This window comes from Klebsiella sp. KPN54798 (genome assembly GCF_021184225.1).
GTDB classification, from domain to species: Bacteria; Pseudomonadota; Gammaproteobacteria; order Enterobacterales; family Enterobacteriaceae; genus Klebsiella; species Klebsiella pneumoniae.
In genome coordinates this window covers 688,709-714,612 of record NZ_CP089234.1, presented here as the reverse complement: position 1 = coordinate 714,612, position 25,904 = coordinate 688,709, and the positions used below count along the sequence as shown (strand labels likewise).

Below are 25,904 nucleotides of genomic sequence, written 5' to 3'. Positions count from 1 at the left end.
CACGTTTATTTTCCTTGCGCTTACGCAGTAAAAAAGCGGCTAACCGCGGGCCGGGTAAAATTTTCGCCTGTATCGGCGGTGCGCTGGTACAGAAAAGCAGATTCATGTTAGTTTAGACGTCCAGACGTATAAAAACAGGTTCGTCAACATGGCTGATAAACATCTTGATACCGCGCTGGTCAACGCCGGGCGGAGCAAAAAGTACACCCAGGGCTCAGTGAACAGCGTTATCCAGCGCGCGTCATCGCTGGTTTTCGACACCGTCGAGGCCAAAAAGTACGCCACCCGCAATCGGGCCAACGGCGAGCTGTTCTACGGTCGTCGCGGCACCCTGACCCATTTCTCGCTGCAGGAAGCGATGTGCGAGCTGGAAGGCGGCGCCGGCTGCGCCCTCTTCCCCTGCGGCGCCGCGGCGGTGGCTAACACTATCCTGGCGTTTGTCGAGCAAGGCGACCATGTGCTGATGACCAATACCGCCTATGAGCCAAGCCAGGACTTTTGTACCAAAATTCTCGCCAAACTCGGCGTCACCACCAGCTGGTTCGATCCCTTAATCGGTGCCGATATCGCCCGTCTGGTTCGCCCTGAGACCCGCGTGGTGTTCCTCGAATCGCCCGGCTCGATCACCATGGAAGTGCACGATGTGCCGGCGATAGTCGCCGCCGTGCGTCAGGTCGCCCCGGAAGCGATTATCATGATCGATAACACCTGGGCGGCGGGGATCCTGTTTAAAGCCCTGGATTTTGGCATTGATATTTCCATTCAGGCAGGCACCAAATACCTGATCGGCCATTCCGACGCCATGGTGGGCACCGCGGTGGCTAACGCGCGCTGCTGGCCGCAGCTGCGTGAAAATGCCTACCTGATGGGGCAAATGCTGGACGCCGATACTGCCTATATGACCAGCCGCGGCCTGCGCACCCTGGGCGTTCGCCTGCGTCAGCATCATGAAAGCAGCCTGCGCATCGCCGAGTGGCTGGCGCAGCACCCGCAGGTGGCGCGGGTAAACCACCCCGCCCTGCCCGGCAGTAAAGGTCATGAGTTCTGGAAACGTGATTTCACCGGCAGCAGCGGGCTATTCTCGTTTGTGCTCAGCAAGCGCCTCAATGATGCCGAACTGGCGGAGTATCTCGACAATTTCAGCCTGTTCAGTATGGCCTATTCGTGGGGCGGCTTTGAGTCGCTGATTCTCGCCAACCAGCCGGAGCAAATCGCCCACATTCGACCGGATGCTGAAGTCGACTTCAGCGGCACGCTGATCCGCCTGCACATTGGTCTCGAAAATGTTGACGATCTGCAGGCGGATTTAGCAGCGGGCTTCGCGCGTATCGTGTAAAGTGACAGTCAGTGGCAACAATAGCGGACGCTTTTTAGCAAAGCGGCCGCTTTTGTTGCGCCCGGGATCAAGGTGCTCGGGCCTCTTCAGGAGTACACTAGTCAAAAATACGGTACCACTTAGGAAAGTCCATGGTTGTCATTCAAGAGATTGTCGCCGCGCTGTGGCAACATGATTTTGCCGCATTGGCGAACCCTCACGTTGTGGGCGTTGTATATCTGGTTATGTTCGCGACCCTGTTTCTGGAAAACGGGCTGCTGCCCGCCTCCTTTTTACCGGGAGACAGCCTGCTGCTGCTCGCCGGCGCGCTGATTGCTAAAGGCGTCATGGACTTTGTGCCCACTATCGCCATTCTGACCGCCGCCGCCAGCCTCGGCTGCTGGCTGAGCTATGTGCAAGGGCGCTGGCTGGGCAATACGCAAACGGTGAAAGGCTGGCTGGCGCATCTGCCGCATAAGTACCATCAGCGCGCCACCTGCATGTTTGACCGCCACGGCCTGCTGGCGCTGCTCGCGGGCCGTTTTCTGGCGTTTGTCCGCACCCTGCTGCCAACCATGGCCGGGATTTCTGGCCTGCCGAACCGCCGCTTCCAGTTCTTCAACTGGCTGAGCGCCCTGCTGTGGGTCTGTGTGGTGACGGGTCTTGGCTATGCGCTGAGCATGATCCCGTTTGTGAAGCGCCATGAAGATCAGGTGATGACCTGTCTGATGATCCTGCCGATTGCCCTGCTGCTGGCTGGCCTGCTCGGCACGCTGTTCGTGGTCATTAAAAAGAAATATTGCAGCGCCTGACGCTTACCTGCCGGGGGGCCTGCGCCCGCCCGGCCGCCCTTTCCCGGTATTACATCCCCTGCATCGTGCGAATACGCGCGGCGTCTTCTCCCGGCGTCAAACCGAAGTAGCGCTTAAACTCGCGGCTGAACTGCGAAGGGCTTTCATATCCCACGCGCATCGCCGCCGCGCTGGCCTTCATGCCGTCATGGATCATCAGCATTCGTGCTTTATGCAAACGGTAGTTTTTCAGATACTGCAAAGGAGAAGTGCTGGTCACCGCTTTAAAATTATGGTGAAACGCTGACACACTCATATTCGCTTCCGCCGCCAGCCGATCGACGCTGAGGTTTTCGGTGTACTGGCTTTCGATATGCTTGAGCACGCGACTTATCAGGCTGAAGTGGGTCTGCCGGCTGACCAGCGCCAACAGCGCGCCGCCGCAGGGCCCCGTCAGCACATAATACAGAATTTCGCGGACGATTTGCTTGCCAAGGATCCGTGCGTCCAGCGGCCGCTCCATCACGTCAAGCAGCCGTTCGGCAGCGCACAGAATATCCTCCGAGAGTACCGCGGAGTTTATCCCGCTGGAGGCGACCGCGGGCTGAAACAGCGGATCTTCGCCAATATCCATCAGCAGCTCTTGCAGTTGCAGGATATCGACGTTCAGGCGCATCCCGGCGAGGGGCACCTCCGGGGTAGCAAAGGTTTCGCACTCGAAAGGTAGCGGCACGGTCAGCAGTAAATATTCGTTTGTATCGTAGCGAAAAGTCCGCTCATTGATATAACCAATTTTATGGCCCGAAAAGAGAAAAACGATCCCCGGCTGATACATCACCGGCGTCCGGGGCCCCGGTTGCGTTCCGTACAGCAAACGGACGTCAGGCAGCAACGAACTTAACATTTCGTGCTTATCTTTCAGCAGGTTAATCTTCTGCGTTAATGTCCGACATATCTCTGCGTGTTGCATTGCCACCGTCTCTCCCGATGTTTCTTCACCTGTACATTGTGCGCAGGCCGCTACAAATTCTCCAGCCATATGGAGAAATAGGCAAGACATCGGCAGGAATGTGCATTGAGGGTCAACGGCGCCAGGACCACAATAACCTTCATCGGGCAGCGGTATCATCCCTGTCGACGGTTTTACTCTTTGGAGGACTTAAGCAATGAATAATTTCGACCTGCATACCCCAACCCGCATTCTGTTTGGCAAAGGCGCGATTGAAAAGCTGCGTGAACAGATCCCGGCGGAAGCCCGCGTACTGATCACCTACGGCGGCGGCAGCGTCAAAAAAACAGGCGTCCTGGATCAGGTCCTCACCGCTCTGAATGGCCTGGATGTCCTTGAATTTGGCGGCATCGAGCCGAACCCGTCTTACGAAACCCTGATGAATGCGGTGAAACTCGCCCGGGAAGAGAAAGTGACCTTCCTGCTGGCGGTCGGCGGCGGTTCGGTGCTGGATGGCACCAAGTTTATCGCTGCAGCAGCCCACTACGACGCGGATATCGATCCGTGGGAAATTCTGGAAACCTATGGCAGCAAAATTGCCAGCGCCATTCCAATGGGCTCGGTACTGACTCTGCCGGCGACTGGTTCTGAATCCAACAAAGGCGCGGTCATATCGCGGAAAACCACCGGCGACAAACGCGCGTTTATGTCTTCGCACGTCCAGCCGCAGTTCGCGATCCTCGATCCGGTTTATACCTACACCCTGCCGCCGCGCCAGGTCGCGAACGGCGTGGTTGACGCCTTCGTCCATACCGTCGAGCAGTACGTGACCTACCCGGTAGACGGCAAAATCCAGGACCGCTTCGCCGAAGGCATTCTCCTGACCCTGATCGAGGATGGCCCGAAAGCCCTGCAGGAACCGGAGAACTATAACGTGCGCGCCAATATTATGTGGGCGGCGACGCAGGCGCTGAACGGCCTGATCGGCGCAGGCGTGCCACAGGACTGGGCGACGCATATGCTCGGCCACGAGCTGACGGCGATGCACGGCCTGGATCACGCCCAGACGCTGGCTATCGTGCTGCCGGCGCTGTGGAATGAGAAACGCGATGCCAAGCGCGAGAAGCTGCTGCAGTATGCCGAGCGCGTGTGGAATATTACCGAAGGCTCTGACGACCAACGTATCGATGCCGCCATCGCCGCAACGCGTCAGTTCTTCGAGCAGATGGGCGTGCCGACCCGCCTTTCCGATTACGGTCTCGACGGTAGCTCCATCCCGGCGCTGCTGGCGAAACTGGAAGAGCACGGCATGACTAAACTTGGCGAACATCAGGATATCACCCTGGACGTCAGCCGCCGTATTTACGAGGCTGCACGCTAAGCGCTCCCCGCCTGATTCACCTCTCCTTACGTTAAACAAACGCCGGGGAGAGGTGTTTTTACTACCGTTTTTAGCTATTTCGTCCAGACTTAATGCTACCCCTCGGCGGATCCTGCTTCGCCGAGTTCATTAACAGGAGGAAGGCATGACACATCCAACCGTTATAAAACTGCACGACGGCAACCTGATGCCGCAGCTGGGTCTCGGCGTGTGGAAAGCTGGCAACGAGGAAGTCGTCTCCGCCATTCATAAGGCGCTGGAAGTCGGTTATCGCTCTTTTGACACCGCCGCCGCGTACCAAAATGAGACCGGCGTCGGCAATGCGCTGCACAGCGCTGGCGTCAACCGCGATGAGCTCTTCATCACCACCAAGCTGTGGAACGACGATCAAAAACGGCCGCACGAGGCGCTGAAAGAGAGCCTCAGCAAACTGAAGCTGGACTATGTGGATCTCTATTTAATCCACTGGCCGGTACCGGCTATCGGCCATTACGTCGAGGCCTGGCAGGCGCTGATCGAGCTGCAGCAGCAGGGGCTGACCAAAAGCATTGGCGTGTGTAATTTCCAGGTACCGCATCTGCAGAAGCTGATTGATGAAACCGGCGTCGCCCCGGTGATCAATCAGATAGAACTCCATCCACTTATGCAGCAGCGTCAGCTGCACGCGTGGAACGCCACCCACAAGATCCAGACCGAATCCTGGAGCCCGCTGGCCCAGGGCGGCGAAGGCGTCTTCGATCAAAAAGTCATCCACCAGCTCGCCGATAAGTACGGCAAAACGCCGGCGCAAATCGTCATCCGCTGGCATCTTGATAGCGGTCTGGTGGTGATCCCGAAATCCGTCACGCCGTCGCGTATCGCGGAAAACTTTGACGTTTGGGACTTCCGTCTCGACAAAGATGAGCTGGGAGCGATCGCGAAGCTGGACCAGGGTAAACGTCTCGGTCCTGACCCGGATCAGTTCGGCGGATAATGCTCTCTCTTGCCATCGCCTTTAGCGCCTCGGCGTTAAAGGCGATGGCAGACCAGATGAATATCCTCTGGCTCCAGCGCAAACAGCGCCGGGTCGGGCTTATCCGCTAAGCGACATCCCTGAGCCAGATAAAAATCGACGGTGTTTTTGTTGGGGATCGACGAGATATAGAGGCCGGACGCCCCCATTTCTGGCAGCTGGTGCAGGGCATACTGAAACAGTCGCCGCCCCCAGCCCTGGCCGCGCTTTCCCGCCCCGACATAAAAGAATAATAGCTGGCGCAGCTCGCCATTCATGCCGCGAGGCAGCGTATCCAGCGCCGCTGCGGCAATCATCTGCTCATCGTCAAAAAAGGCGAAAAAAATACCGCCGCGATCGTAACAGGCCTCGTGAATCGGAGTATAAACCTGACGATCGTGAGGGTCCCAGCCACGCACGTCATAATATTCCCGATAAGCCCGCAGCTGACCGTTATCGAGACGGTAGAGCGTATCGATAATTTCGCTGCGGTCTATCTCCCAGAGCTGGTCCAGTTGTTGTCGCGACAGGATGACCGGCGTCATCACCTCTCTCCTTTTTTCACAGATGTTCCCGGCGAGCGATCCCGCCGGGCCAGCCGCTTAGCGTGATACGGCCTTCGGCTTAACGCGTTTTTTCGCGCCCGCAGCGGCAGGCGTCTGGCGCTGATGGGCGATCGGCGTGTGCTTGGTCAGCGCCGGACGAGTATGGCGGTTCTGGCGACGCGCTTCACGCATTTCGTCCAGGGTTGGCGCTGGCACCAGGCAGTCGCGACGGGAGCCAATCAGGTGCTTCTTGCCCATCGCCTCCAGCGCCTGACGGATCAGCGGCCAGTTTGCCGGATCGTGGTAGCGGAGCAGCGCTTTGTGCAGACGGCGCTGTTTATCGCCCTTCGGCACCACCACCTCTTCGCTCTTATAACCAATTTTACCCAGCGGGTTCTTGCCGGTGTAATACATGGTGGTCGAGTTCGCCAGCGGCGACGGATAGAAGTTCTGCACCTGGTCGAGGCGGAAGCGATGCTTCTTCAGCCACAGCGCCAGGTTCACCATATCTTCATCACGGGTCCCCGGATGAGCGGAGATAAAGTACGGGATCAGATACTGCTCTTTACCCGCCTGCTTCGAATAGGTGTCGAACAGCTCTTTAAAGCGGTCGTAGCTGCCCATTCCCGGCTTCATCATCTTCGACAGCGGTCCCTCTTCGGTATGCTCCGGGGCGATCTTCAGATAGCCGCCGACGTGGTGGGTCGCCAGCTCTTTGATATAGCGCGGATCTTCGACCGCGATGTCATAGCGTACCCCGGAGGCGATAAGGATCTTCTTGATGCCCTTCAGCTCGCGAGCGCGGCGATAAAGATTGATCGTCGGCTCATGGTTGGTATCCATGTGCGGGCAAATATCCGGATAGACGCAGGAGAGACGGCGGCAGGTCTGCTCAGCGCGCGGCGATTTACAGCGCAGCATATACATGTTGGCCGTTGGCCCGCCGAGATCGGAGATCACCCCGGTAAAGCCGGGCACGGTGTCGCGAATGGCTTCGATCTCATTAATGATCGAATCCTCAGAACGGCTCTGGATTATGCGTCCTTCGTGCTCGGTGATCGAGCAGAACGAACAGCCGCCGAAGCAGCCGCGCATGATGTTGATTGAGAAGCGGATCATCTCATACGCCGGAATACGCGCATCGCCATAGGAAGGATGCGGCACCCGCTTGTACGGCAGCGCGAAGACGCTGTCCATCTCTTCGGTGGAGAGCGGGATTGCCGGCGGGTTGATCCAGATGTAGCGCTCGCCGTGCTTTTGCATCAGCGCCCGGGCGCAGCCGGGGTTGGTTTCGTGGTGCAAAATGCGCGAGGCGTGAGCGTACAGGACCTTATCGCCTTTCACCTTCTCGAAGGAAGGCAGCAGCACATAGGTTTTTTCCCACGGTTTGGGCCGCGGCGGTTGCACAGTAATGCTTTTCGCTTCCTGTTTTTTCGGCGCGACCGGTTTGTTATCGGCGCACGGCAGATCTTCACCGTACGGATGCGGGATGGGGTCAATTTTACCGGGCGTATCCAGACGGGTGGAGTCCACGCCGCTCCAGCCCGGCAGCGCCTCTTTCACCATGATGGCGGTATTGCGCACATCGCGGATCTGGTCGATGGTTTCGCCCATCGCCAGGCGATGAGCCACTTCCACCAGCGGACGCTCGCCGTTGCCGAACATCAGCATATCGGCCTTGGAGTCCACCAGCACCGAGCGGCGCACGGTGTCGGACCAGTAATCATAGTGGGCGGTACGACGCAGGCTGGCTTCGATGCCGCCGAGGATCACCGGCACATCTTTCCACGCCTCTTTACAGCGCTGGGTGTAGACGAGGGTAGCGCGGTCCGGACGTTTGCCCGCCACGTTACCCGCCGTATAGGCATCGTCATGACGTAGTTTACGGTCGGCGGTGTAACGGTTGATCATTGAGTCCATGTTGCCGGCGGTCACGCCGAAGAACAGGTTCGGTTTGCCCAGACGCATAAAGTCGTCTTTGCTGTTCCAGTCCGGCTGGGAGATGATCCCTACCCGGAAACCCTGCGCTTCCAGCATGCGGCCGCAGATAGCCATCCCGAAGCTCGGGTGGTCGACATAGGCGTCGCCGGTGACCAGAATAATGTCGCAGCTATCCCAGCCAAGTTGATCCATCTCTTCACGCGACATCGGTAAAAAGGGCGCAGGGCCAAAACAGGCAGCCCAGTATTGCGGCCAGGAAAAAAGGTCACGATCCGGTTGGATCAGGGATATTGCGCTCATATTGTTTCCGGGGAAAATGATAAAAAAATAACCAAAAGGGCGTGGATTATAAGCCGGAATGATAGTGGAAATGAAGGAGGATTTTCTCAAACCCTGACCGTGCGCCGGCCAGGGTCAAAGAGATTACGGCGCGGGATTCACCAACATCTGGCCGATCGAGCCGCGATCGGCAAGCTCCAGCGTCTGGCTCAGATACTGGAACGGGAAGTGCGGCCACGACGGCTGGGCGTAATAGACCAGCAGCTCAACCTGCCCGTCGACCCACACGGTGTCCTTCCAGCCGCGATCTTCCGGGAAAGGAGACGAGCCGTTGACATTACGGAGCTGGAACATCACCCCTTCAATATGGAACGACTGCGGGCGGTCGGCGCGCACCGTCCAGCGCTCCCAGGTCCCCTGCTGCGCCGTGATATCGATACGCTGCGGATCCCACAGCTGGCCGTTGATGCCCGGATCGTCGCCAAGGGTGATATCCCGGCTGCGGATCGGCGTACCGGAGAGCAGCTCGGTCGGCAGCAGGCGCACCGGCAGACTGTCGGTCACCAGCGGCAGCAGCCCGGTCGGACGCAGCGTCAGCACCAGCGTGGAGACCAGGATGCTTGACGGTTCAAAAAAACCGCGGATACGGTCGACGATGCTCGCCGCTTCGCCGCAGGTAATGGATACTTCATCGCCGTTAGTCATATCGACCAGAATTTCACGCCGCTCCCCCGGGGCCAGCGATAGCTGCTTGAGCGAAACCGGCGCCGGCAGGAATCCCTGATCGCCGGAAATCACATGCAGCAGTCGGCCATCGCTCATCTGCAGCTGATAGCGCCGGGAGTTGGAAGCGTTCAGCAGGCGCAGGCGCACCCAGCCGCGCGACACTTCAACATACGGGCTCTGCACGCCGTTAACCAGCAGCGTGTCGCCCACAAAGCCGCCGCTGCCCGGTTCGCTATATTCCGGCGTGCCGAAGTTATCCAGCCGTTTATCCTGAATAATCACCGGGAAGTCATCGACGCCATAGTGGTTAGGGATCGGCAGGTTCTTGCTGACCTCGTCTTCCACCAGCCACATGCCCGCCAGACCGTTGTAAACCTGTTTCGCCATCCGGTTCGGCGTGTTGGCCTGATACCACAGCGTCGCCGCGCTCTGGCGGATAGGCAGCACCGGCGCCCAGTCGGCGTTCGGCGACATCATGCGCGCCGCGCCGCCAATCAGCGGGCCAGGCACCTGCAGACCGCGGATGGTCATCGCCACGTTCTCCGTCAGGCGGTTGCTGTAGATAAGCTTGACGTCGTCTCCGTTCCAGACGCGGATCGTCGGCCCCATATAGCGGCCATTGATCCCCCAGACGGGGGCGCGGGTGCCGGGGGTAAACGACCAGTGGGAACGCTGCAGCGTCAGAAACAGCGGCTGGCCGCGACGAGATTCCAGCAGCGGCGGAACCGGCAGCGCAGGCTGCTGGCCGGCGGCATGGGCCTTCAGCGGCGCGGCGCCAGCGCACAGCGCTACGCCGGAAGCCTTAATAAACTGACGCCGACTGAGTGACATATTAACTCCATGACATACTGACAAATGAAAAAGGGAATTCGTTTCCCGCCAGCAATACGCGCGCGTTGGCGGCGTTTCCTGTCTTATTGCTTTCCAGCCGCTTCGCGCTCGGCCACTTCGTTGTCCAGATCAGCGATTTTGGCGGCCATCAGCTCGCGGCAATGCGTCGCCAGCGCGCGCACGTTGTCTTTACCAAACTGCGTGGTATCTACCGGCGGCAGCATTTCCACAATCACCAGACCGTTGTTCCAGCGATTGAGCTTTATTTTATTCGATGTATTCGAGACACACACCGGAATAATCGGCACCCCAGCGGCAATAGCCGCGTGAAAAGCCCCGGTTTTAAACGGCAGCAGGCCGCGGCCGCGGCTACGGGTCCCTTCCGGGAACATCCAGAACGAAATTTTACGCTTTTTAAAAGCGTTGACGACTTCGGCAATAGTGCCGTGCGCTTTGGTTCGGTTATTACGGTCAATCAGCAAATTGCCCGTCAGCCAGTACAGTTGGCCAAAGAACGGGATCCACAGCAGGCTCTTTTTACCTACGGTGACCGTCGGAGCCTGCACGATATTCGACGCCGTCACCATATCATAGTTGTTCTGGTGGTTAGCGATGTAGATCGCGTTACCATAGCTTTCCGCGTCGGCGGGTTTGCGTAGCTCTACCTTGAGGCCAAATACCGGAGATAAACGGCCAAACAGATGGCCGAAAGTGGCAACGTGTTTTGGATTACGTGGGCTGAACAAGCAGTACAGACAGCCAAGTACGCACACTACGATGCAATAAATGACCACGAAAATTACTCGAAAAATGAATAGCATAGCTACCTCTAAAACCCAAACCGCTTAGAATTATTCGCTGCTGGCAGAAGGCAGGCTCACAAGTTCTGCGCAGGCCGGGACCGTTCTTCCTGGGTCCCTGATGATGGACATTGTTAATCGCAACGCCTGAATAAACAACGATTTTGCGGCATTTTTTCGTCTCCTCCCGTCAAAGACGGGAGGAGACGCGCTTACTCTTCGCTATCGCCTGCCGCGGCACGACGCGGCGAGTCAATTTCCACGCGGTCAATTTTCTGCAGCCCGCGCATCAGCGAACCGCGGCGGCCGCGCTCGCCGGTGACTTTTTGCAGCTCTTCCGGACGCAGTTTGATCTTCCGTTTGCCGACGTGAATGGTCAGCGTACTCTGCGGCGGCAGAACAAACAGATGTGCCAGACCGTCCTGGCCGGCTGCGGCTTCCGCCGCCGGAATGCTGATAATTTTGTTGCCCTTGCCTTTCGACAGCTGCGGCAGATCGCTGACCGGGAACATCAGCATCCGCCCGGCGGCGGTGATGGCCAGCAGCATATCGGACTCATCCTCAATCACCAGCGGCGGCATCACGTGCGCGTTGTCAGGCAGGGTGATTAGCGCTTTACCGGCACGGTTGCGCGCCACCAGATCGTTGAAGGTACAGACGAAACCGTAGCCCGCGTCGGAAGCCATCAGCAGTTTCTGATCGTCGCTTTCCATTAGCATATGCTCCACGGTCGCGCCCGGCGGCAGGGTCAGTTTGCCGGTAAGCGGTTCACCCTGGCCACGTGCGGAAGGCAGAGTAATCGGATCGATGGCATAGCTGCGTCCGGTGGTATCGATAAACACCACCGGCTGGTTGCTCTTGCCCTTCGCCGAGGCTTTCCAGCTGTCGCCCGCCTTATAGCTCAAGCCCTGGGCGTCAATGTCGTGTCCTTTGGCGCTGCGCACCCAGCCCATCTGCGACAGAACGATAGTCACCGGCTCAGACGGCAGCATGTCATGTTCGCTCATCGCTTTCGCTTCTTCACGCTCGTGAAGCGGCGAGCGACGGTCGTCGCCGAAGGCATCGGCATCGGCCTGCAGCTCTTTTTTCAGCAGGTTGTTCATCTTACGTTCAGACGCCAGAATCGCCTGCAGCTGGTCGCGCTCTTTTTCCAGCTCGCTCTGCTCGCCGCGGATCTTCATCTCTTCCAGTTTGGCGAGGTGGCGCAGTTTTAATTCCAGAATCGCTTCCGCCTGGGTTTCGCTGATGCCAAAGCGCGACATCAGGGGCGGCTTCGGTTCATCTTCAGTGCGGATGATCTCAATCACTTCATCGATATTAAGAAACGCCACCAGCAAACCTTCGAGGATATGCAGGCGCTTCAGCACTTTCTCTAACCGATGGTTTAGACGGCGACGCACGGTATCGCGACGGAACACCAGCCACTCGCTGAGGATCTCCAGCAGGTTTTTCACCGCCGGGCGGCCGTCAAGGCCGATCATATTGAGGTTGATGCGGTAGCTCTTCTCCAGATCGGTGGTGGCGAACAGGTGGTTCATCACCTGTTCCATATCCACCCGGTTGGAGCGCGGGACAATCACCAGACGGGTCGGGTTTTCGTGGTCCGATTCGTCGCGCATATCGTCAACCATCGGCAGCTTTTTATTGCGCATCTGCGCCGCAATCTGCTCCAGCACTTTGGCGCCAGAGACCTGATGCGGCAGCGCACTGATCACCACCGCGCCGTCCTCTTTACTCCACACCGCGCGCATGCGCACTGAGCCGCGCCCGTTCTGGTAGATTTTGCGAATTTCCGCCCGCGAGGTGATGATCTCCGCCTCGGTCGGGAAATCCGGCCCCTGTACGATATCCAGCAGTTCGTCGAGGGTGGTTTTCGGCTGCTCAATCAGCGTAATCGCCGCTTTGGCCACTTCCCGCAGGTTGTGCGGAGGAATATCGGTCGCCATGCCTACCGCGATGCCGGTGGTGCCGTTCAGCAGGATGTTCGGCAAACGCGCTGGCAGCATTTTCGGCTCCTGCAGCGTGCCGTCAAAGTTTGGCACCCAGTCGACCGTCCCCTGCCCCAGCTCGCTGAGCAGCAGCTCGGCATACTTCGACAGGCGGGATTCGGTGTAACGCATGGCGGCGAAAGATTTGGGATCGTCCGGCGCCCCCCAGTTTCCCTGACCATCCACCAGCGGATAGCGGTAAGAGAACGGCTGCGCCATCAGCACCATCGCTTCATAGCAGGCGCTGTCGCCGTGCGGGTGATATTTACCCAACACGTCGCCGACGGTGCGGGCGGACTTTTTGAATTTCGCGCTGGCGTTCAGCCCCAGCTCGGACATCGCATAGACGATGCGACGCTGGACCGGTTTTAAGCCATCGCCAATAAACGGTAATGCCCTGTCCATGATCACGTACATGGAGTAGTTCAGGTAAGCATTTTCCGTAAATTCATGCAGCGCAAGGCGCTCTGCCATATCGCTCATTAATCGTGGATCCTCAATCTGGGTACCGACCGTTCGGACGGCAAAACTACCCGCGATAATACCCGATCTCACGCCCTGAGTCACAGGCCGTGAGATCGGCTGAGGATTCCGTCACGCTTAATCAGGCCAGCGGCAGATAAATATCGGTTTGCAGTTCATGCTCAGCCACCTCATGGACAAAATTGAGGTAACGGAAGTACACCGGAAAATCCCGTAACGTCTCGCCTGAAGCGGGTAACCAGTCGCGATAGAGAAACCAAACGCTGTTCGCCAGCGTGTCCAGCGAGCCGTGATGGCGCACGACGGCGCAGCGTCCGCCGGGGATTTCGCCGTTAATCACGCCAAAGGCGTTTTCACCAACCGGCCGATCGACCGTACCGCAGATATCAAAACGAAATGCCTCCTGCGGGGTGGTCTGCGGATCGTCCCAGGCGATCCCCCAGGTATCGCTGGTGGCGACGGGCGATAGTCCGCTCGTCTTACGCCAGGCGATAAAACGCGCGGCGGTGGCGTTGACAAGGTCCGGGCTACCGCGATGTTGCAGTACGGCTATCCGGGTGGAGGGGCACGAAATAATGTTGACGTCCATCGACGTTTGCTCCTGTAGCGTATGTTTCGGTACGCGTCGATGCCACTCGGCCCAGTCCGGTTGTTGACGGAATTGGGTCGGGCTTTGGTCAAACGCGGTACGGAAGGCACGACTGAACGACTCCGCATTCTGAAATCCGGCATCAAGGGCAATATCGATGACTTTATCGCGGGGGTTGAACGCCAGGCGCCAACAGGCGCGTCGCAGACGCAACCACTGAATATACCGGTACAATGGAATGCCGGTATAAGCGCTAAATTGCCGGTGAAAATGGTAAGGCGAACTGTGCGCTATCGCGCTCAGCGTCTCCAACGACAGCGGCTCATCAAGATGGCGCGCAATGTACCTACAGACGCGCTGGAAGCGCCCGACATACGCCGGGCTGGCCTTAATATCGTTCATCGTCTCCTCCTCGCGACATACTCTGACAGAGCGAGGATCGCGATTCCTGACCGATCTTGCGCTTATCCGACGGAGACTTATGGCGCGATTTTACGGATCTGTTTAACGTCGATTTCTACCGAGTTCCAGTCCTTATCGACTTCCCCCTGAATTTCTACTGTGTCCTGCGGGCCGACGGTCACGCCGTTCCAGCGCTTGTGGTCGATATCGACATTGATCACCCCGGAAGCATCCTGGAATTTATACAGGTCATCAGAGATGCGCTCGACGATTTTACCGCGCAGGGTCACCCAGGTGTCATCACGCAGCGACTTGGCGTTCGCCACGGTGGTCACCGCGCCGCTCGGCCCGGTGAAGCCGCCAGCCTGGGTGGTAGTGGTAGTAGACGGTCCGGTGAATCCTCCCTGCCCGGCGGCCAGTACCGGCATGGAAACCAAAGCAATAATCGCGGTCATCGCAGCAATTTTTTTCATCTTATATTCTCCCTTTTGTGTTGGTATGGCTCCTATTACGCCCGACAAAACTTAACGACTTCTTAAGCGGAAAAAAGAAATTTTAATGCTGTACATCACCCGCTTCAACGCGGTTTACTGCGCAAAGAAACGGGATCGTCGGAGGGAAACATGCGCATATTACTGGTGGAAGATGACAAGCTTATCGGCGACGGCATCAAAGCCGGGCTGAGCAAAATGGGCTTTAGCATTGACTGGTTTACCGCCGGGCTGGAGGGCAAAAATGCCTTATACAGCGCCCCCTACGACGCCGCAATCCTTGACCTCACCCTACCCGGCATCGATGGCCTCGATATTCTGCGCGAATGGCGCGATAAAGGCCGCCATGAGCCGGTGTTGATCCTCACCGCCCGCGATGCCCTCAGCCAGCGGGTGGAGGGCCTGCGCCTGGGCGCCGATGACTACCTGTGCAAACCTTTCGCCCTGATTGAGGTGGCAGCGCGCCTCGAAGCGTTGATCCGCCGCGCGCACGGCCAGAGCAGCAGCGAACTGCGCCACGGCAAGGTGATCCTCGATCCGAACCGCTTAACCGCCAGCCTCGACGGCGAAAGCCTGGCGCTGAAGCCGAAGGAGTTCGCCCTGCTGGAACTGCTTATGCGCAACGCCGGGCGCGTATTGCCGCGTAAGCTTATCGAGGAAAAGCTCTACACCTGGGACGACGAGGTCTCCAGCAACGCCGTGGAAGTTCACGTCCATCATCTGCGCCGCAAGCTCGGCAGCGACTTTATCCGTACCGTCCACGGCATCGGCTATACCCTGGGTGACGCATGAAACGACTTGCCCGCCTGAGCCTGCGCCTGCGCCTGACGCTGCTGTTTGCCGTACTGACCACCGCCGCCTGGGGGATGGCCAGCGTTATCGCCTGGCAGCAGACCAGCAAAAAGCTGGATAAGCTGTTCGATACCCAGCAGCTGCTGTTCGCTCGCCGCCTGAGCGTCATGCATTTCGATGAACTGCGCGCCCCGCCCGCCTTGCTCGGGGAAAAGAAAAAGGTACGCCACGGGCACATCGACGACGACGCGCTGGCGTTCGCCATCTTCACCCGCGACGGCAAAATGGTGCTTAATGACGGCGAGAACGGAGAGGATATTCAGTGGAATTCGCAGCGCGAGGGATTCAGCGATGGCTATCTGCGTGACGACGATGACGAGTGGCGTTTCCTGTGGTTAACCACCGCCGACGGCCGCTACCGCATCGCCGTCGGCCAGGAGTGGGATTACCGGCGCGAAATGGCGATGGATATCGTGACCTCGCAGCTCACCCCGTGGATGGTTGCCCTGCCGCTGATGTTCGTGCTGCTCATCGTGCTGTTAAGCCGCGAGCTGGCGCCATTGAAAAATCTGGCGCGCACGCTGCGCCTGCGCGCGCCGGACTCGGCGGATTCGCTCAGCGTGGAGAAGATCCCCGCCGAAGTTCGCCCGCTGGTCGAAGCGCTGAATCAGCTGTTCCGACGCACTCACGACGCCATGCTGCGCGAGCGTCGGTTTACCTCTGATGCCGCCCATGAGCTACGCAGCCCGCTGGCGGCGCTGAAGGTGCAGACCGAAGTCGCCCAACTCTCCCTGGACGATCCCGAAGGGCGTGAGAAAGCGTTGGATCAGCTCCACCAGGGGATCGATCGCGCCACCCGACTGGTGGATCAGCTGCTGACGCTGTCGCGGCTGGACTCGCTCGCCCAACTGGATGATGTGCAGCAGGTCGCCATCGCCGATCTGCTGCAGTCGGCAGTGATGGAGATGTATCACCCGGCGCAGCAGTCCGGGATTGAGCTGCGCCTGCATCTTAATGCCAGCCATATCGTCCGCACCGGCCAGCCGCTGCTGCTCAGTATGCTGGTGCGTAATCTGCTGGATAACGCCGTACGCTATAGCCCGCGCGGCAGCCAGGTCGATATCACGCTCAACGCCCGCGAGTTCCGGGTGCGCGATAACGGCCCAGGCATTAGCCCGCAGGCGCTCTCGCGCATTGGCGAGCGTTTTTATCGTCCGCCGGGGCAGGAGGCGCCGGGCAGCGGCCTGGGCTTGTCGATCGTCCGGCGCATCGCCTCGCTGCACGGCATGCAGGTTGATTTTGCCAACGCGCGCGACGGCGGCTTCGAGGCCCGCGTGTACTGGTAGCGAGATTATTGCTCATTTGGCAAAAGACTTTGCACATTTTGCTCATTTTACTGCCCCGCTTCGCGGGGTAAGATCGTCGGCAAATTTTCATATATGAGGGTAAAAAATGAGCAACATCCTGATTATCAATGGGGCGAAAAAGTTCGCGCACTCTAATGGTCAACTGAACGACACCCTGACCGAGGTCGCGGAGAGTTATCTGCGCGACGCCGGGCACGATGTTAAAAGCGTTCGCGCCGAAAGCGAGTACGACGTAAAAGAAGAAGTACAGAATTTCCTGTGGGCCGATGTGGTGATCTGGCAGATGCCGGGCTGGTGGATGGGCGCTCCGTGGACGGTGAAAAAATATATGGATGACGTCTTTACCGAAGGCCACGGCTCGCTGTACGCCAGCGATGGCCGTACCCGCTCCGACGCCAGCAAAAAATATGGCTCCGGCGGCCTGGTGCAGGGGAAAAATATATGCTTTCTCTGACCTGGAACGCGCCGATGGAAGCCTTCACCGACAAAGACCAGTTCTTCCACGGCGTCGGCGTTGACGGCGTTTACCTGCCGTTCCATAAAGCCAATCAGTTCCTCGGCATGGAGGCATTGCCGACCTTTATCGCCAACGACGTGATTAAAATGCCTGATGTCCCACGGTATATCGCAGAATATCGCAAGCATCTGGCGGAAATTTTTGGTTAACTAGGGGTCTATGCTCTACATATTTCGAGTTATTGGAACCTGGAGTATGACAAGATCCACACAGAAGGAGTTGAGTTAACCATGTTAACAGTGATTGCAGAAATCCGTACCCGCCCGGGCCAGCACCACCGCCAGGCGGTTCTCGATCAGTTCGCGAAAATTATTCCGACCGTTTTGCAGGAGGCCGGCTGCCACGGCTATGCCCCGCTGGTGGATCATGCCGCCGGCGTCAGCTTCCAGACCACAGCGCCCGACTCTATCGTCATGGTCGAGCAGTGGGAAAGCGTCGCGCATCTTGAAGCACACCTGCAAACCCCGCACATGAAAGCCTGGTCGGAAGCGGTCAAAGGCGATGTGCTGGAGACCAGCATCCGTATCCTGCAGGCCGGCGTCTAAGCCCGCCGACGCTGAAACGGAATAAGAAAAGGGAGCCTGAGGCTCCCTTTTACGTCTGGCGCAGCGTGCGGTCTTACACTTCCAGATCCGCCATATCGCCCTTCTCCTGCAGCCAGTTGCGACGATCTTCCGAACGCTTTTTGGCCAGCAGCATATCCATTATCGCCGTGGTCTGTTGCTCGTCCTCATCGCTTATCACCAGCTGCACCAGGCGGCGGGTATTCGGGTCAAGGGTGGTTTCGCGCAGCTGCATCGGGTTCATCTCACCGAGCCCTTTAAAGCGCTGGACGTTTGGCTTGCCCTTCTTGCGCTTTAGCTGTTCCAGCACGCCGGTTTTTTCTTCTTCCGTCAGCGCGTAGTAAACTTCTTTGCCGAGGTCGATACGGTACAGCGGCGGCAGCGCCACGTAGACGTGCCCCTCTTTCACGAGGGTACGGAAATGTCTTACGAACAGCGCGCACAGCAGGGTGGCAATGTGCAGACCATCGGAGTCCGCATCCGCCAGAATACAAATTTTACCGTAGCGCAGCTGGCTTAAATCATCGCTATCCGGGTCAATACCAATCGCCACCGAAATGTCGTGCACTTCTTGCGAAGCTAACACTTCATCGGAAGAGACTTCCCAGGTATTAAGGATCTTGCCCTTCAGCGGCATGATCGCCTGATATTCGCGATCGCGCGCCTGCTTGGCTGAGCCGCCCGCCGAATCCCCTTCGACGAGGAACAGCTCGGTACGGTTCAGATCCTGGGCGGTACAGTCCGCCAGCTTACCCGGCAGCGCCGGACCGCTGGTCAGCTTTTTGCGCACCACTTTTTTGGCGGCGCGCAGACGGCGCTGGGCGCTGGAGATGGCCATCTCCGCCAGCAGCTCCGCGGCCTGCACGTTCTGATTCAGCCACAGGCTGAAGGCGTCCTTCACCACGCCGGAGACGAACGCCGCGCACTGGCGCGACGACAGGCGCTCTTTGGTTTGCCCGGCGAACTGCGGATCCTGCATCTTCACCGACAGCACGTACGCGCAGCGATCCCAGATATCTTCCGCTGACAGCTTCACGCCGCGCGGCAGGATATTACGGTACTCGCAGAACTCACGCATCGCGTCGAGCAGCCCCTGACGCAGACCGTTAACGTGCGTCCCGCCCTGCATAGTCGGGATCAGGTTCACGTAGCTCTCGGTCAGCAGTTCGCCGCCTTCCGGCAGCCACAGCAGCGCCCAGTCCACCGCCTCCGTCTCGCCGGAGAAGGCGCCGACGAATGGTTTTTCCGGCAGCAGCGGCAGGCCGTTCACCGCTTCGCTCAGGTAATCGTTCAGGCCATCGGCATAGCACCAGCTCTGCTCGCTGTTGTTCACCTGGTCGCGGAAAACAATTTCCACGCCCGGGCACAGCACCGCTTTCGCTTTTAACAGGTGGGTCAGACGTGAAACGGAAAAGCGCGGGCTGTCGAAGAAGCTTTCGTCCGGCCAGAAATGGACGCTGGTCCCGGTATTGCGTTTGCCGCAGGTGCCGGTGACGTGCAGGTCTTCCACTTTTTCACCATTTTCAAAGGCGATACTGTAGACCTGACCGTCGCGACGCACGTTGACCTCCACGCGTTTTGACAGGGCGTTGACTACCGAGATCCCCACCCCGTGCAGGCCGCCGGAAAACTGATAGTTTTTATTGGAAAACTTACCGCCCGCATGCAGCCGGCAGAGGATCAGCTCAACCGCTGGCACGCCCTCTTCCGGGTGGATGTCGACCGGCATCCCACGACCATCGTCAATGACCTCCAGGGACTGGTCGGCATGAAGGATAACTTCCACGCGTTTGGCGTGGCCTGCCAGCGCTTCATCCACACTGTTATCAATAACTTCCTGACCAAGATGGTTAGGACGAGTGGTGTCGGTATACATGCCCGGACGGCGGCGCACCGGCTCTAGCCCGGTGAGTACCTCAATGGCATCAGCATTATATGAAGATTGCGTCATGGTGTGTATTCGTAGGTCGTTCAGGGCCGTTTAGCGCAGGCCGAGAAATTCGATAATCTGAGTGAAATGATCGTCAAAGCCGACAAATGCGTGATTACCGCCCTCCTCTACCGTCTGCCGGCAAGAGGCGTAGTAATGAACGGCCTGGCGGTAATCAAGCACTTCATCCCCGGTCTGCTGCAGCAGCCAGAGTAAATCCGGCGCTTCGAGCGGGTCGATTTGCATGACTTTGAGATCGTAAATATGGCGAGACTCTAGCACATATTGCTGCCCGGTGTATGGATTCTCATTGTGGCCGAGAAAATTGTTTAGTAGTTCAAACGGCCGCACCGCCGGGTTAACCACCACCGCCGGCAGCATAAAGCACTGCGAAAGCCAGGTCGCGTAGTAGCCGCCCAGCGACGACCCTACGACCCCCAGCGGCTCGCCGCCGTGCTCCAGCACGATGGACTCCAACAGCTCCGCCGTTTCCGCCGGGTAAGGCGGCAACTCCGGCACCACCATGGTGATCTCAGGATAGTGCTGCGCCAGCCAGGTCTTTAACGCCGTCGCCTTCGCCGAGCGCGGAGAGCTGTTAAAGCCGTGCAGATAAAGGAGCGTCGCCATCAGTAGCCTTCTGAAGCAATATCCGGATGAAACGCGGCGCCTTCCAGGCGGCACACTTCGGTGGTCAGCGTCCCGTCAGGGTGAAGCTCCAGCCAGCGCCAGCCCGGTGACACCGTATCCAGAGTGAAATTGGCACAGTGCGGTTTAAACTGGACGCAGGTCGACGGCGTCGCCATCATGCGCCGGCCATTCCAGTCGAGATCCAGTTCCTGATGAATATGGCCGCACAAAAGATGCTTCACCCGCGGCCAGGCGCTCAACGCGCTGTCCAGCGCGCCGGCATTGCGCAGACTATGCTGATCCAGCCAGCTGCAGCCGGCCGGCAGCGGATGATGGTGCAGCAGGAGTAAGGTATAGCGCTCCGGCGCCTCCGCCAGCTTATGTTCGAGCCACTCCAGCTGGAAGTCGCTCAGCTCGCCATGGGGAACGCCAAACACCTGGCTGTCGAGCAGCAGGATCTGCCAGCGATCGCCGAGAAACACGCGCTTGGCAGGGGAAATGCCCGCCTCCTGCAGGGTGCTGTACATCGCCGGCTGGAAATCATGGTTGCCCGGTAGCCAGACGCAGGGTGCAGCAAAACTCGCGATGCCCTCAGCAAAATGCTGATAGGCCGCGGAGGAGTGGTCCTGCGCCAGATCGCCTGTTGCGACAATCAGATCGCATGGACGCTGTGAGGCATGAATGGCCGACAGTACGGCCTGATAGCTATCCCAGGTATTGATGCCTAACAACGTTTCATGCTTTTCAGCAAACAGGTGAGTATCAGTAATTTGTAATATCCTGACTCTGGCCTCACCAGCCAGAGGTAGGTTTAACAGGCTTTCCAAATGGTGTCCTTAGGTTTAACGACGCTAACAAACCGGAATCGCCATCGCTCCATGTGCTAAACAGTAACGCAGCCAGTCGGCCAAAAACTGGTTAATTTGATGCTTTTCGTCGCGTTGATGCAACTTTTTATTAGGATAATCATATCGCGCTTTGAAGCGAAAGATCTGCTGACTCGAACACACTTCGGCCACCATGGCGTCATGGTAGAGGCGGACGGTCATCGATGGCAGGCTCCAGTAGCTCACTGCAGGCAGAGTCTGCTCTATTGCCACCAGAGTAGTGTAGCGGGTCGATTCAACTATCGTTAACCGATACTGCGCGCTTCCCACCTGATAGCTTACCTTCTCACCCGCTGCATCCGTTCGCGGCAACAGGCGGCGCAACTGCGCGAAGTTGGTCTCGCACAGGCGCATCATCTCAGGGAAGTCAGGTGTATAACGCTTCATTTTGTCCACTCATTTCGTAAATTGTGATAATGCAATTGCAGCCATTGCAAGGCGATGACAGAGGCTGCGTTGTCGATTTTCCCCTCTTCTACCCACTGGTAAGCCTGCTCCCGACTCACCACATGCACCCGAATATCCTCGTTTTCCTCGGCCAGGCCGTGAATGCCTTTTGCCGTCGATGCATCAACTTCTCCCACCAGGATCGATAACCGTTCGCTGGTGCCGCCGGGACTGGCCAGATAGCTTAATATTGGTTTCGTCCGCCTAACTTCAAGCCCGGCCTCCTCCAGCGCTTCCCGACGGGCAACATCTTCCACCGTTTCACCCGCTTCAATCATGCCGGCGACCATCTCCAGCAGCCACGGGCTCTCGCTGGTATCATAGGCGGCGATACGGATTTGTTCGACCAGCACCACTTCGTCGCGCACCGGGTCAAAGGGTAGCAAGACGGCGGCGTGCCCGCGCTCAAAAATTTCACGGGTGATTTCGCCACTCATGCCGCCGTTAAACAGGCGGTGGCGAAAACGGTATAAATCGAGCGAAAAAAAACCACGATATAGCGTTTCGCGTGCAATAATTTCTACATCATTTTTGGAGAAGGTAATTCCCTGCTGCGTGGGTTTGCTCATTGTCATGTCCTGCGAATCTGAAATTAGGGATTTCCAAACCGTTTGGCTACCGTTTTACGGTCCGTATGTTAGATTGGTGCAAATTACCGCCGGATGGCACGTAACGCCAACTTTTTACGGCGGCAGAATCGATACAATCAGCGGAATTTTTCTTAGAATTAGACCAGCGCTAAATGCTTCACAACAAGGAATGCAAATGAAGAAATTGCTCCCCATTCTTATCGGCCTGAGCCTGACCGGGTTCAGCGCCATGAGCCAGGCGGAAAACCTGCTTCAGGTTTACCAGCAGGCACGCATCAGCAACCCCGATCTGCGTAAATCGGCAGCCGATCGTGACGCCGCGTTCGAAAAGATCAACGAAGCGCGCAGTCCATTACTGCCTCAGCTTGGGCTGGGAGCGGATTATACCTATACCAATGGCTATCGCGACAGCAACGGCGTCAACTCTAACGTCACCAGCGGTTCGCTGCAGTTAACGCAGGTTCTGTTTGATATGTCGAAATGGCGCGCCCTGACGCTGCAGGAAAAAACGGCAGGGATTCAGGATGTCACGTATCAGACCGATCAGCAAACACTGATTCTGAATACCGCGACGGCCTATTTTAAAGTGCTGGCCGCCATCGACACGCTCTCCTATACCGAAGCGCAGAAACAGGCCATTTACCGCCAGTTGGATCAAACCACGCAGCGCTTTAACGTAGGCCTGGTGGCGATCACCGACGTACAGAACGCCCGTTCACAATACGATGCCGTGCTGGCGAACGAAGTCACCGCGCGTAACGATCTCGACAACGCCGTCGAAGGACTGCGTCAGGTCACCGGTAATTACTATCCGGAGCTGGCCTCCCTGAACGTGAATGGCTTTAAAACCAACAAGCCGCAGGCGGTCAACGCCCTGCTGAAGGAAGCGGAGAACCGCAACCTGTCGTTGCTGCAGGCGCGTCTGAGCCAGGACCTGGCCCGCGAGCAGATTCGTCAGGCGCAGGACGGCCATTTGCCGACCCTGAACCTTTCCGCCTCTACCGGGGTCTCGAATACGCGTTACAACGGTTCGAAAACCAATACCCCGCTCGCCTACAACGACAGTGATAACGGGCAGAACCAAATCGGCCTGAACTTCTCTCTGCCACTGTATCAGGGCGGCGCGGTGACCTCGCAGGTCAAACAGGCGCAATACAACTTCGTTGGCGCCAGCGAGCAGCTGGAAAGCGCCCACCGCAGCGTAGTGCAGACTGTGCGTTCATCGTTTAACAACGTGAACGCCTCCATCAGCAGCATCAACGCCTACAAACAGGCGGTGGTCTCTGCGCAAAGCTCCCTGGATGCCATGGAAGCAGGCTACTCGGTGGGTACACGTACTATCGTTGACGTCCTCGACGCCACCACTACGCTGTATAACGCTAAGCAGCAGCTTTCGAATGCGCGCTACAACTACCTGATCAACGAGCTGAACATTAAGTCGGCGTTAGGTACCCTGAACGAGCAGGATCTGGTCGCCCTGAACAACACGCTGGGTAAACCCATCTCCACCTCCGCAGATAGCGTCGCGCCGGAAAATCCGCAACAGGATGCCACCGCTGATGGCTACGGCAACACTACCGCGGCGGTGAAGCCGGCGTCTGCACGGACCACCCAGAGCAGCGGCAGCAATCCGTTCCGTCAGTAATTCTCATACTGTGATGCGCATCGCCTGTCCGTCGGACAGGCGATACGTTAAACGTAAGGCAACGTAAAGATCCCCCGCTTAGCGCCCCTCTTCGCTTCATTTTCCACCACTCATCCTCTATCCTGAGCGTTAACACACGCCATACCACTGGGTCCTGGAAGACAAATATGAAACGGACAAAAAATATTAATCATTCGTCGTTCCGCAAAAGCTGGAGCGCACGCCATCTGACGCCGGTCGCGCTGGCCGTTACCGCGGTCTTTATGCTCGCCGGTTGTGAAAAAAGCGACGAAACGGTGTCGCTGTACCAGAACGCCGATGACTGCTCCGCCGCCAACCCTGGCAAAGCAGCCGAATGCACCACGGCCTACACCAACGCGGTAAAAGAGGCAGAGCGCACTGCGCCGAAGTATGCCACCCGCGAAGACTGCGTCGCCGAGTTTGGCGAAGGCCAGTGCCAGCAGACGCCAGCCCAGGCGGGCGTCGCCCCGGAAAACCAGGCGCAGGCGCAAAGCAGCGGCAGCTTCTGGATGCCGCTGATGGCCGGCTACATGATGGGCCGCCTGATGGGCGGCGGCATGGCGCAACAGCAGCCGCTGTTCAGCTCGAAAAATCCGGCCAGCCCGGCCTACGGTCAGTACACTGACGCCAGCGGCAAGAGCTATGGCGCCGCCCAGCCGGGCCGCACCATAAATGTGCCGAAAACCGCGATGGCGCCGAAGCCAGCCACCACCACCACCGTCACCCGCGGCGGCTTTGGCGAGTCGGTAGCGAAACAGTCGACCATGCAGCGTAGCGCCGCAGGCTCAACGTCCTCTTCTCGCTCAATGGGCGGCTAAGCAACATGGAAAGAGTCAGTATTACCGAGCGCCCGGACTGGCGCGAGAAAGCGACCGAGTACGGTTTCAACTTCCATACCATGTACGGCGAGCCCTACTGGAGCGAAGAGGCGTATTACAAGCTGACCCTCGCGCAGGTGGAAAAGCTGGAAGCGGTCACCGCTGAGCTACATCAGATGTGCCTCCAGGTGGTGGAAAAAGTGATCGCCAGCGATGAGCTGATGACCAAATTCCGCATCCCTAAACACACCTGGGGTTTTGTGCGCCAGTCGTGGAAAACCAACCAGCCGTCGCTCTACTCACGTCTCGACCTGGCCTGGGATGGCGTCGGCGAACCGAAGCTGCTGGAGAACAATGCCGACACCCCGACCTCGCTGTATGAAGCGGCCTTCTTCCAGTGGATCTGGCTGGAAGATCAGCTCAACGCCGGCAAGCTGCCGGCGGGCAGCGACCAGTTCAACAGTTTGCAGGAAAAGCTGATCGATCGCTTCGGCGAGCTGCGCGAGCAGTTTGGCTTTCAGCTGCTGCATATGGCCTGCTGCCGCGATACCGTTGAAGATCGCGGTACCGTGCAGTATCTGCAGGACTGCGCCGCTGAAGCGGGGCTGGCGACGGAATTCCTCTACGTTGAAGATATCGGCCTGGGCGAAAAAGGCCAGTTTACCGATCTGCAGGATCAGGTGATTGGCAATCTGTTCAAGCTCTATCCGTGGGAGTTTATGCTGCGGGAGATGTTCTCCACCAAGCTGGAAGACGCTGGCGTCCGCTGGCTGGAGCCGGCGTGGAAAAGCATTATCTCCAACAAGGCGCTGCTGCCGATGCTGTGGGAGATGTTCCCCAATCACCCTAATCTGCTGGCGGCCTACTTCAGCGAAGATACTCACCCGGAGATGGAGAAGTACGTCATTAAGCCAATCTTCTCCCGCGAAGGTGCTAACGTGTCGATCGTTGAAAATGGCAAAGTGGTGGAGGCAGTAGAAGGCCCGTACGGGGAAGAAGGCACCATCGTGCAGGCGTTTTACCCGCTGCCGAAGTTTGGCGATAGCTATACGCTGATTGGCAGCTGGCTCATCAACGACCAGCCTGCAGGGATCGGTATTCGCGAAGACCGGGCGCTGATCACCCAGGATCTGTCGCGCTTCTATCCGCACATTTTCGTCGAATAATGCCGCGCTCCGGCGACGGTAAATGCCGCCGG

The 25,904-nt window shown here is 58.1% G+C and carries 22 protein-coding genes and 2 pseudogenes; 11 read left to right on the top strand and 13 right to left on the bottom strand.

Features of this window, described 5'->3' with window-relative positions:
- Positions 1-148: 148 nt before the first annotated feature.
- Both metC and yghB read left to right on the top strand, forming a co-directional pair.
- Complete coding sequence (gene metC, locus LPQ25_RS03525) at positions 149-1,336, top strand: cystathionine beta-lyase (RefSeq protein WP_014906922.1); 1,188 nt, start codon at positions 149-151, stop codon at positions 1,334-1,336.
- A 131-nt stretch (positions 1,337-1,467) separates the two neighbouring features.
- The gene (yghB, locus tag LPQ25_RS03520) at positions 1,468-2,127 is read left to right on the top strand and encodes a DedA family general envelope maintenance protein YghB (protein ID WP_002916791.1); all 660 of its coding nucleotides are present in this window, start codon (positions 1,468-1,470) and stop codon (positions 2,125-2,127) included.
- 49 nt (positions 2,128-2,176) lie between these two features.
- Here the strand turns inward: yghB and LPQ25_RS03515 are convergent, their stop codons facing one another.
- Entirely contained in the window at positions 2,177-3,076 is a 900-nt protein-coding gene (locus tag LPQ25_RS03515) for an AraC family transcriptional regulator (RefSeq protein WP_014906921.1), read from the bottom strand.
- Positions 3,077-3,272: 196 nt separating this feature from the next.
- Here LPQ25_RS03515 and yqhD point away from each other — a divergent pair, with 196 nt between their 5' ends.
- Entirely contained in the window at positions 3,273-4,436 is a 1,164-nt protein-coding gene (gene yqhD, locus LPQ25_RS03510) for an alcohol dehydrogenase (RefSeq protein ID WP_004144551.1), read from the top strand.
- 145 nt (positions 4,437-4,581) lie between these two features.
- Positions 4,582-5,409 carry a 2,5-didehydrogluconate reductase DkgA gene (dkgA, locus tag LPQ25_RS03505; protein ID WP_002916796.1) on the top strand — a complete coding sequence of 276 codons (828 nt, stop codon included), beginning with the start codon at positions 4,582-4,584 and terminating at the stop codon, positions 5,407-5,409.
- A 35-nt stretch (positions 5,410-5,444) separates the two neighbouring features.
- Here dkgA and LPQ25_RS03500 read toward each other — a convergent pair whose 3' ends face one another.
- From LPQ25_RS03500 to LPQ25_RS03470, 7 genes and pseudogenes are all read right to left on the bottom strand, one after another.
- Positions 5,445-5,972 (bottom strand): GNAT family N-acetyltransferase, encoded by a 528-nt coding sequence (locus tag LPQ25_RS03500; protein WP_004150920.1) that lies wholly within the window; start codon positions 5,970-5,972, stop codon positions 5,445-5,447.
- Positions 5,972-8,303, bottom strand: a pseudogene (locus tag LPQ25_RS03495) (YgiQ family radical SAM protein). Before LPQ25_RS03495 ends, LPQ25_RS03500 begins: the two are co-directional and overlap by 1 nt.
- A 33-nt stretch (positions 8,304-8,336) precedes the next feature.
- Complete coding sequence (gene ftsP, locus LPQ25_RS03490) at positions 8,337-9,749, bottom strand: cell division protein FtsP (RefSeq protein WP_014906919.1); 1,413 nt, start codon at positions 9,747-9,749, stop codon at positions 8,337-8,339.
- Between the two features lie 83 nt (positions 9,750-9,832).
- Positions 9,833-10,570, bottom strand: a complete 738-nt coding sequence (plsC, locus tag LPQ25_RS03485) for a 1-acylglycerol-3-phosphate O-acyltransferase (protein ID WP_002916826.1) — start codon at positions 10,568-10,570, stop codon at positions 9,833-9,835.
- A 191-nt stretch (positions 10,571-10,761) separates the two neighbouring features.
- The gene (gene parC / locus LPQ25_RS03480; protein WP_234599496.1) at positions 10,762-13,020 is read right to left on the bottom strand and encodes a DNA topoisomerase IV subunit A; all 2,259 of its coding nucleotides are present in this window, start codon (positions 13,018-13,020) and stop codon (positions 10,762-10,764) included.
- A gap of 121 nt (positions 13,021-13,141) precedes the next feature.
- Positions 13,142-14,011: an AraC family transcriptional regulator gene (locus LPQ25_RS03475; protein WP_002916831.1), complete on the bottom strand. Its 870-nt coding sequence runs from the start codon at positions 14,009-14,011 to the stop codon at positions 13,142-13,144.
- 77 nt (positions 14,012-14,088) lie between these two features.
- Entirely contained in the window at positions 14,089-14,484 is a 396-nt protein-coding gene (locus LPQ25_RS03470) for a YgiW/YdeI family stress tolerance OB fold protein (protein ID WP_002916833.1), read from the bottom strand.
- Between the two features lie 150 nt (positions 14,485-14,634).
- On the opposite strand from LPQ25_RS03470, the gene qseB reads away from it, so the two are divergent.
- The 4 genes and pseudogenes from qseB (at position 14,635) to LPQ25_RS03450 (ending at position 17,723) form a co-directional block, all read left to right on the top strand.
- On the top strand, positions 14,635-15,294 hold the full coding sequence (gene qseB / locus LPQ25_RS03465) for a quorum sensing response regulator transcription factor QseB (protein ID WP_002916836.1): 660 nt from the start codon (positions 14,635-14,637) through the stop codon (positions 15,292-15,294).
- The gene (qseC, locus tag LPQ25_RS03460; protein WP_014906917.1) at positions 15,291-16,640 is read left to right on the top strand and encodes a quorum sensing histidine kinase QseC; all 1,350 of its coding nucleotides are present in this window, start codon (positions 15,291-15,293) and stop codon (positions 16,638-16,640) included. Before qseB ends, qseC begins: the two co-directional genes overlap by 4 nt.
- Positions 16,641-16,746: 106 nt before the next feature.
- Positions 16,747-17,327 (top strand): annotated as a pseudogene (locus LPQ25_RS03455) (NAD(P)H-dependent oxidoreductase).
- An 81-nt stretch (positions 17,328-17,408) separates the two neighbouring features.
- Positions 17,409-17,723, top strand: coding sequence for a putative quinol monooxygenase (locus LPQ25_RS03450; RefSeq protein WP_002916842.1), 315 nt, complete (start codon positions 17,409-17,411; stop codon positions 17,721-17,723).
- 73 nt (positions 17,724-17,796) lie between these two features.
- Here the strand turns inward: LPQ25_RS03450 and parE are convergent, their stop codons facing one another.
- From parE to nudF, 5 genes are read right to left on the bottom strand one after another with little or no spacing between them, the layout of a single operon-like run.
- Positions 17,797-19,692 (bottom strand): DNA topoisomerase IV subunit B, encoded by a 1,896-nt coding sequence (gene parE, locus LPQ25_RS03445; protein WP_002916844.1) that lies wholly within the window; start codon positions 19,690-19,692, stop codon positions 17,797-17,799.
- Positions 19,693-19,722: 30 nt separating this feature from the next.
- Complete coding sequence (yqiA, locus tag LPQ25_RS03440) at positions 19,723-20,298, bottom strand: esterase YqiA (RefSeq protein ID WP_002916845.1); 576 nt, start codon at positions 20,296-20,298, stop codon at positions 19,723-19,725.
- Entirely contained in the window at positions 20,298-21,125 is an 828-nt protein-coding gene (cpdA, locus tag LPQ25_RS03435) for a 3',5'-cyclic-AMP phosphodiesterase (protein WP_002916846.1), read from the bottom strand. Before cpdA ends, yqiA begins: the two co-directional genes overlap by 1 nt.
- Positions 21,126-21,149: 24 nt before the next feature.
- On the bottom strand, positions 21,150-21,572 hold the full coding sequence (locus LPQ25_RS03430) for a DUF1249 family protein (protein WP_002916847.1): 423 nt from the start codon (positions 21,570-21,572) through the stop codon (positions 21,150-21,152).
- Positions 21,569-22,201 (bottom strand): ADP-ribose diphosphatase, encoded by a 633-nt coding sequence (nudF, locus tag LPQ25_RS03425; RefSeq protein ID WP_014906915.1) that lies wholly within the window; start codon positions 22,199-22,201, stop codon positions 21,569-21,571. The genes LPQ25_RS03430 and nudF overlap by 4 nt, the downstream gene beginning before the upstream one ends.
- Before the next feature lie 196 nt (positions 22,202-22,397).
- On the opposite strand from nudF, the gene tolC reads away from it, so the two are divergent.
- From tolC to LPQ25_RS03410, 3 genes are all read left to right on the top strand, one after another.
- On the top strand, positions 22,398-23,867 hold the full coding sequence (gene tolC, locus LPQ25_RS03420; protein WP_004150921.1) for an outer membrane channel protein TolC: 1,470 nt from the start codon (positions 22,398-22,400) through the stop codon (positions 23,865-23,867).
- Between the two features lie 167 nt (positions 23,868-24,034).
- Positions 24,035-24,706: a DUF1190 family protein gene (locus tag LPQ25_RS03415; RefSeq protein ID WP_004181330.1), complete on the top strand. Its 672-nt coding sequence runs from the start codon at positions 24,035-24,037 to the stop codon at positions 24,704-24,706.
- 5 nt (positions 24,707-24,711) lie between these two features.
- Entirely contained in the window at positions 24,712-25,872 is a 1,161-nt protein-coding gene (locus tag LPQ25_RS03410; RefSeq protein WP_004144540.1) for a glutathionylspermidine synthase family protein, read from the top strand.
- The last annotated feature ends 32 nt before the right edge of the window (positions 25,873-25,904 follow it).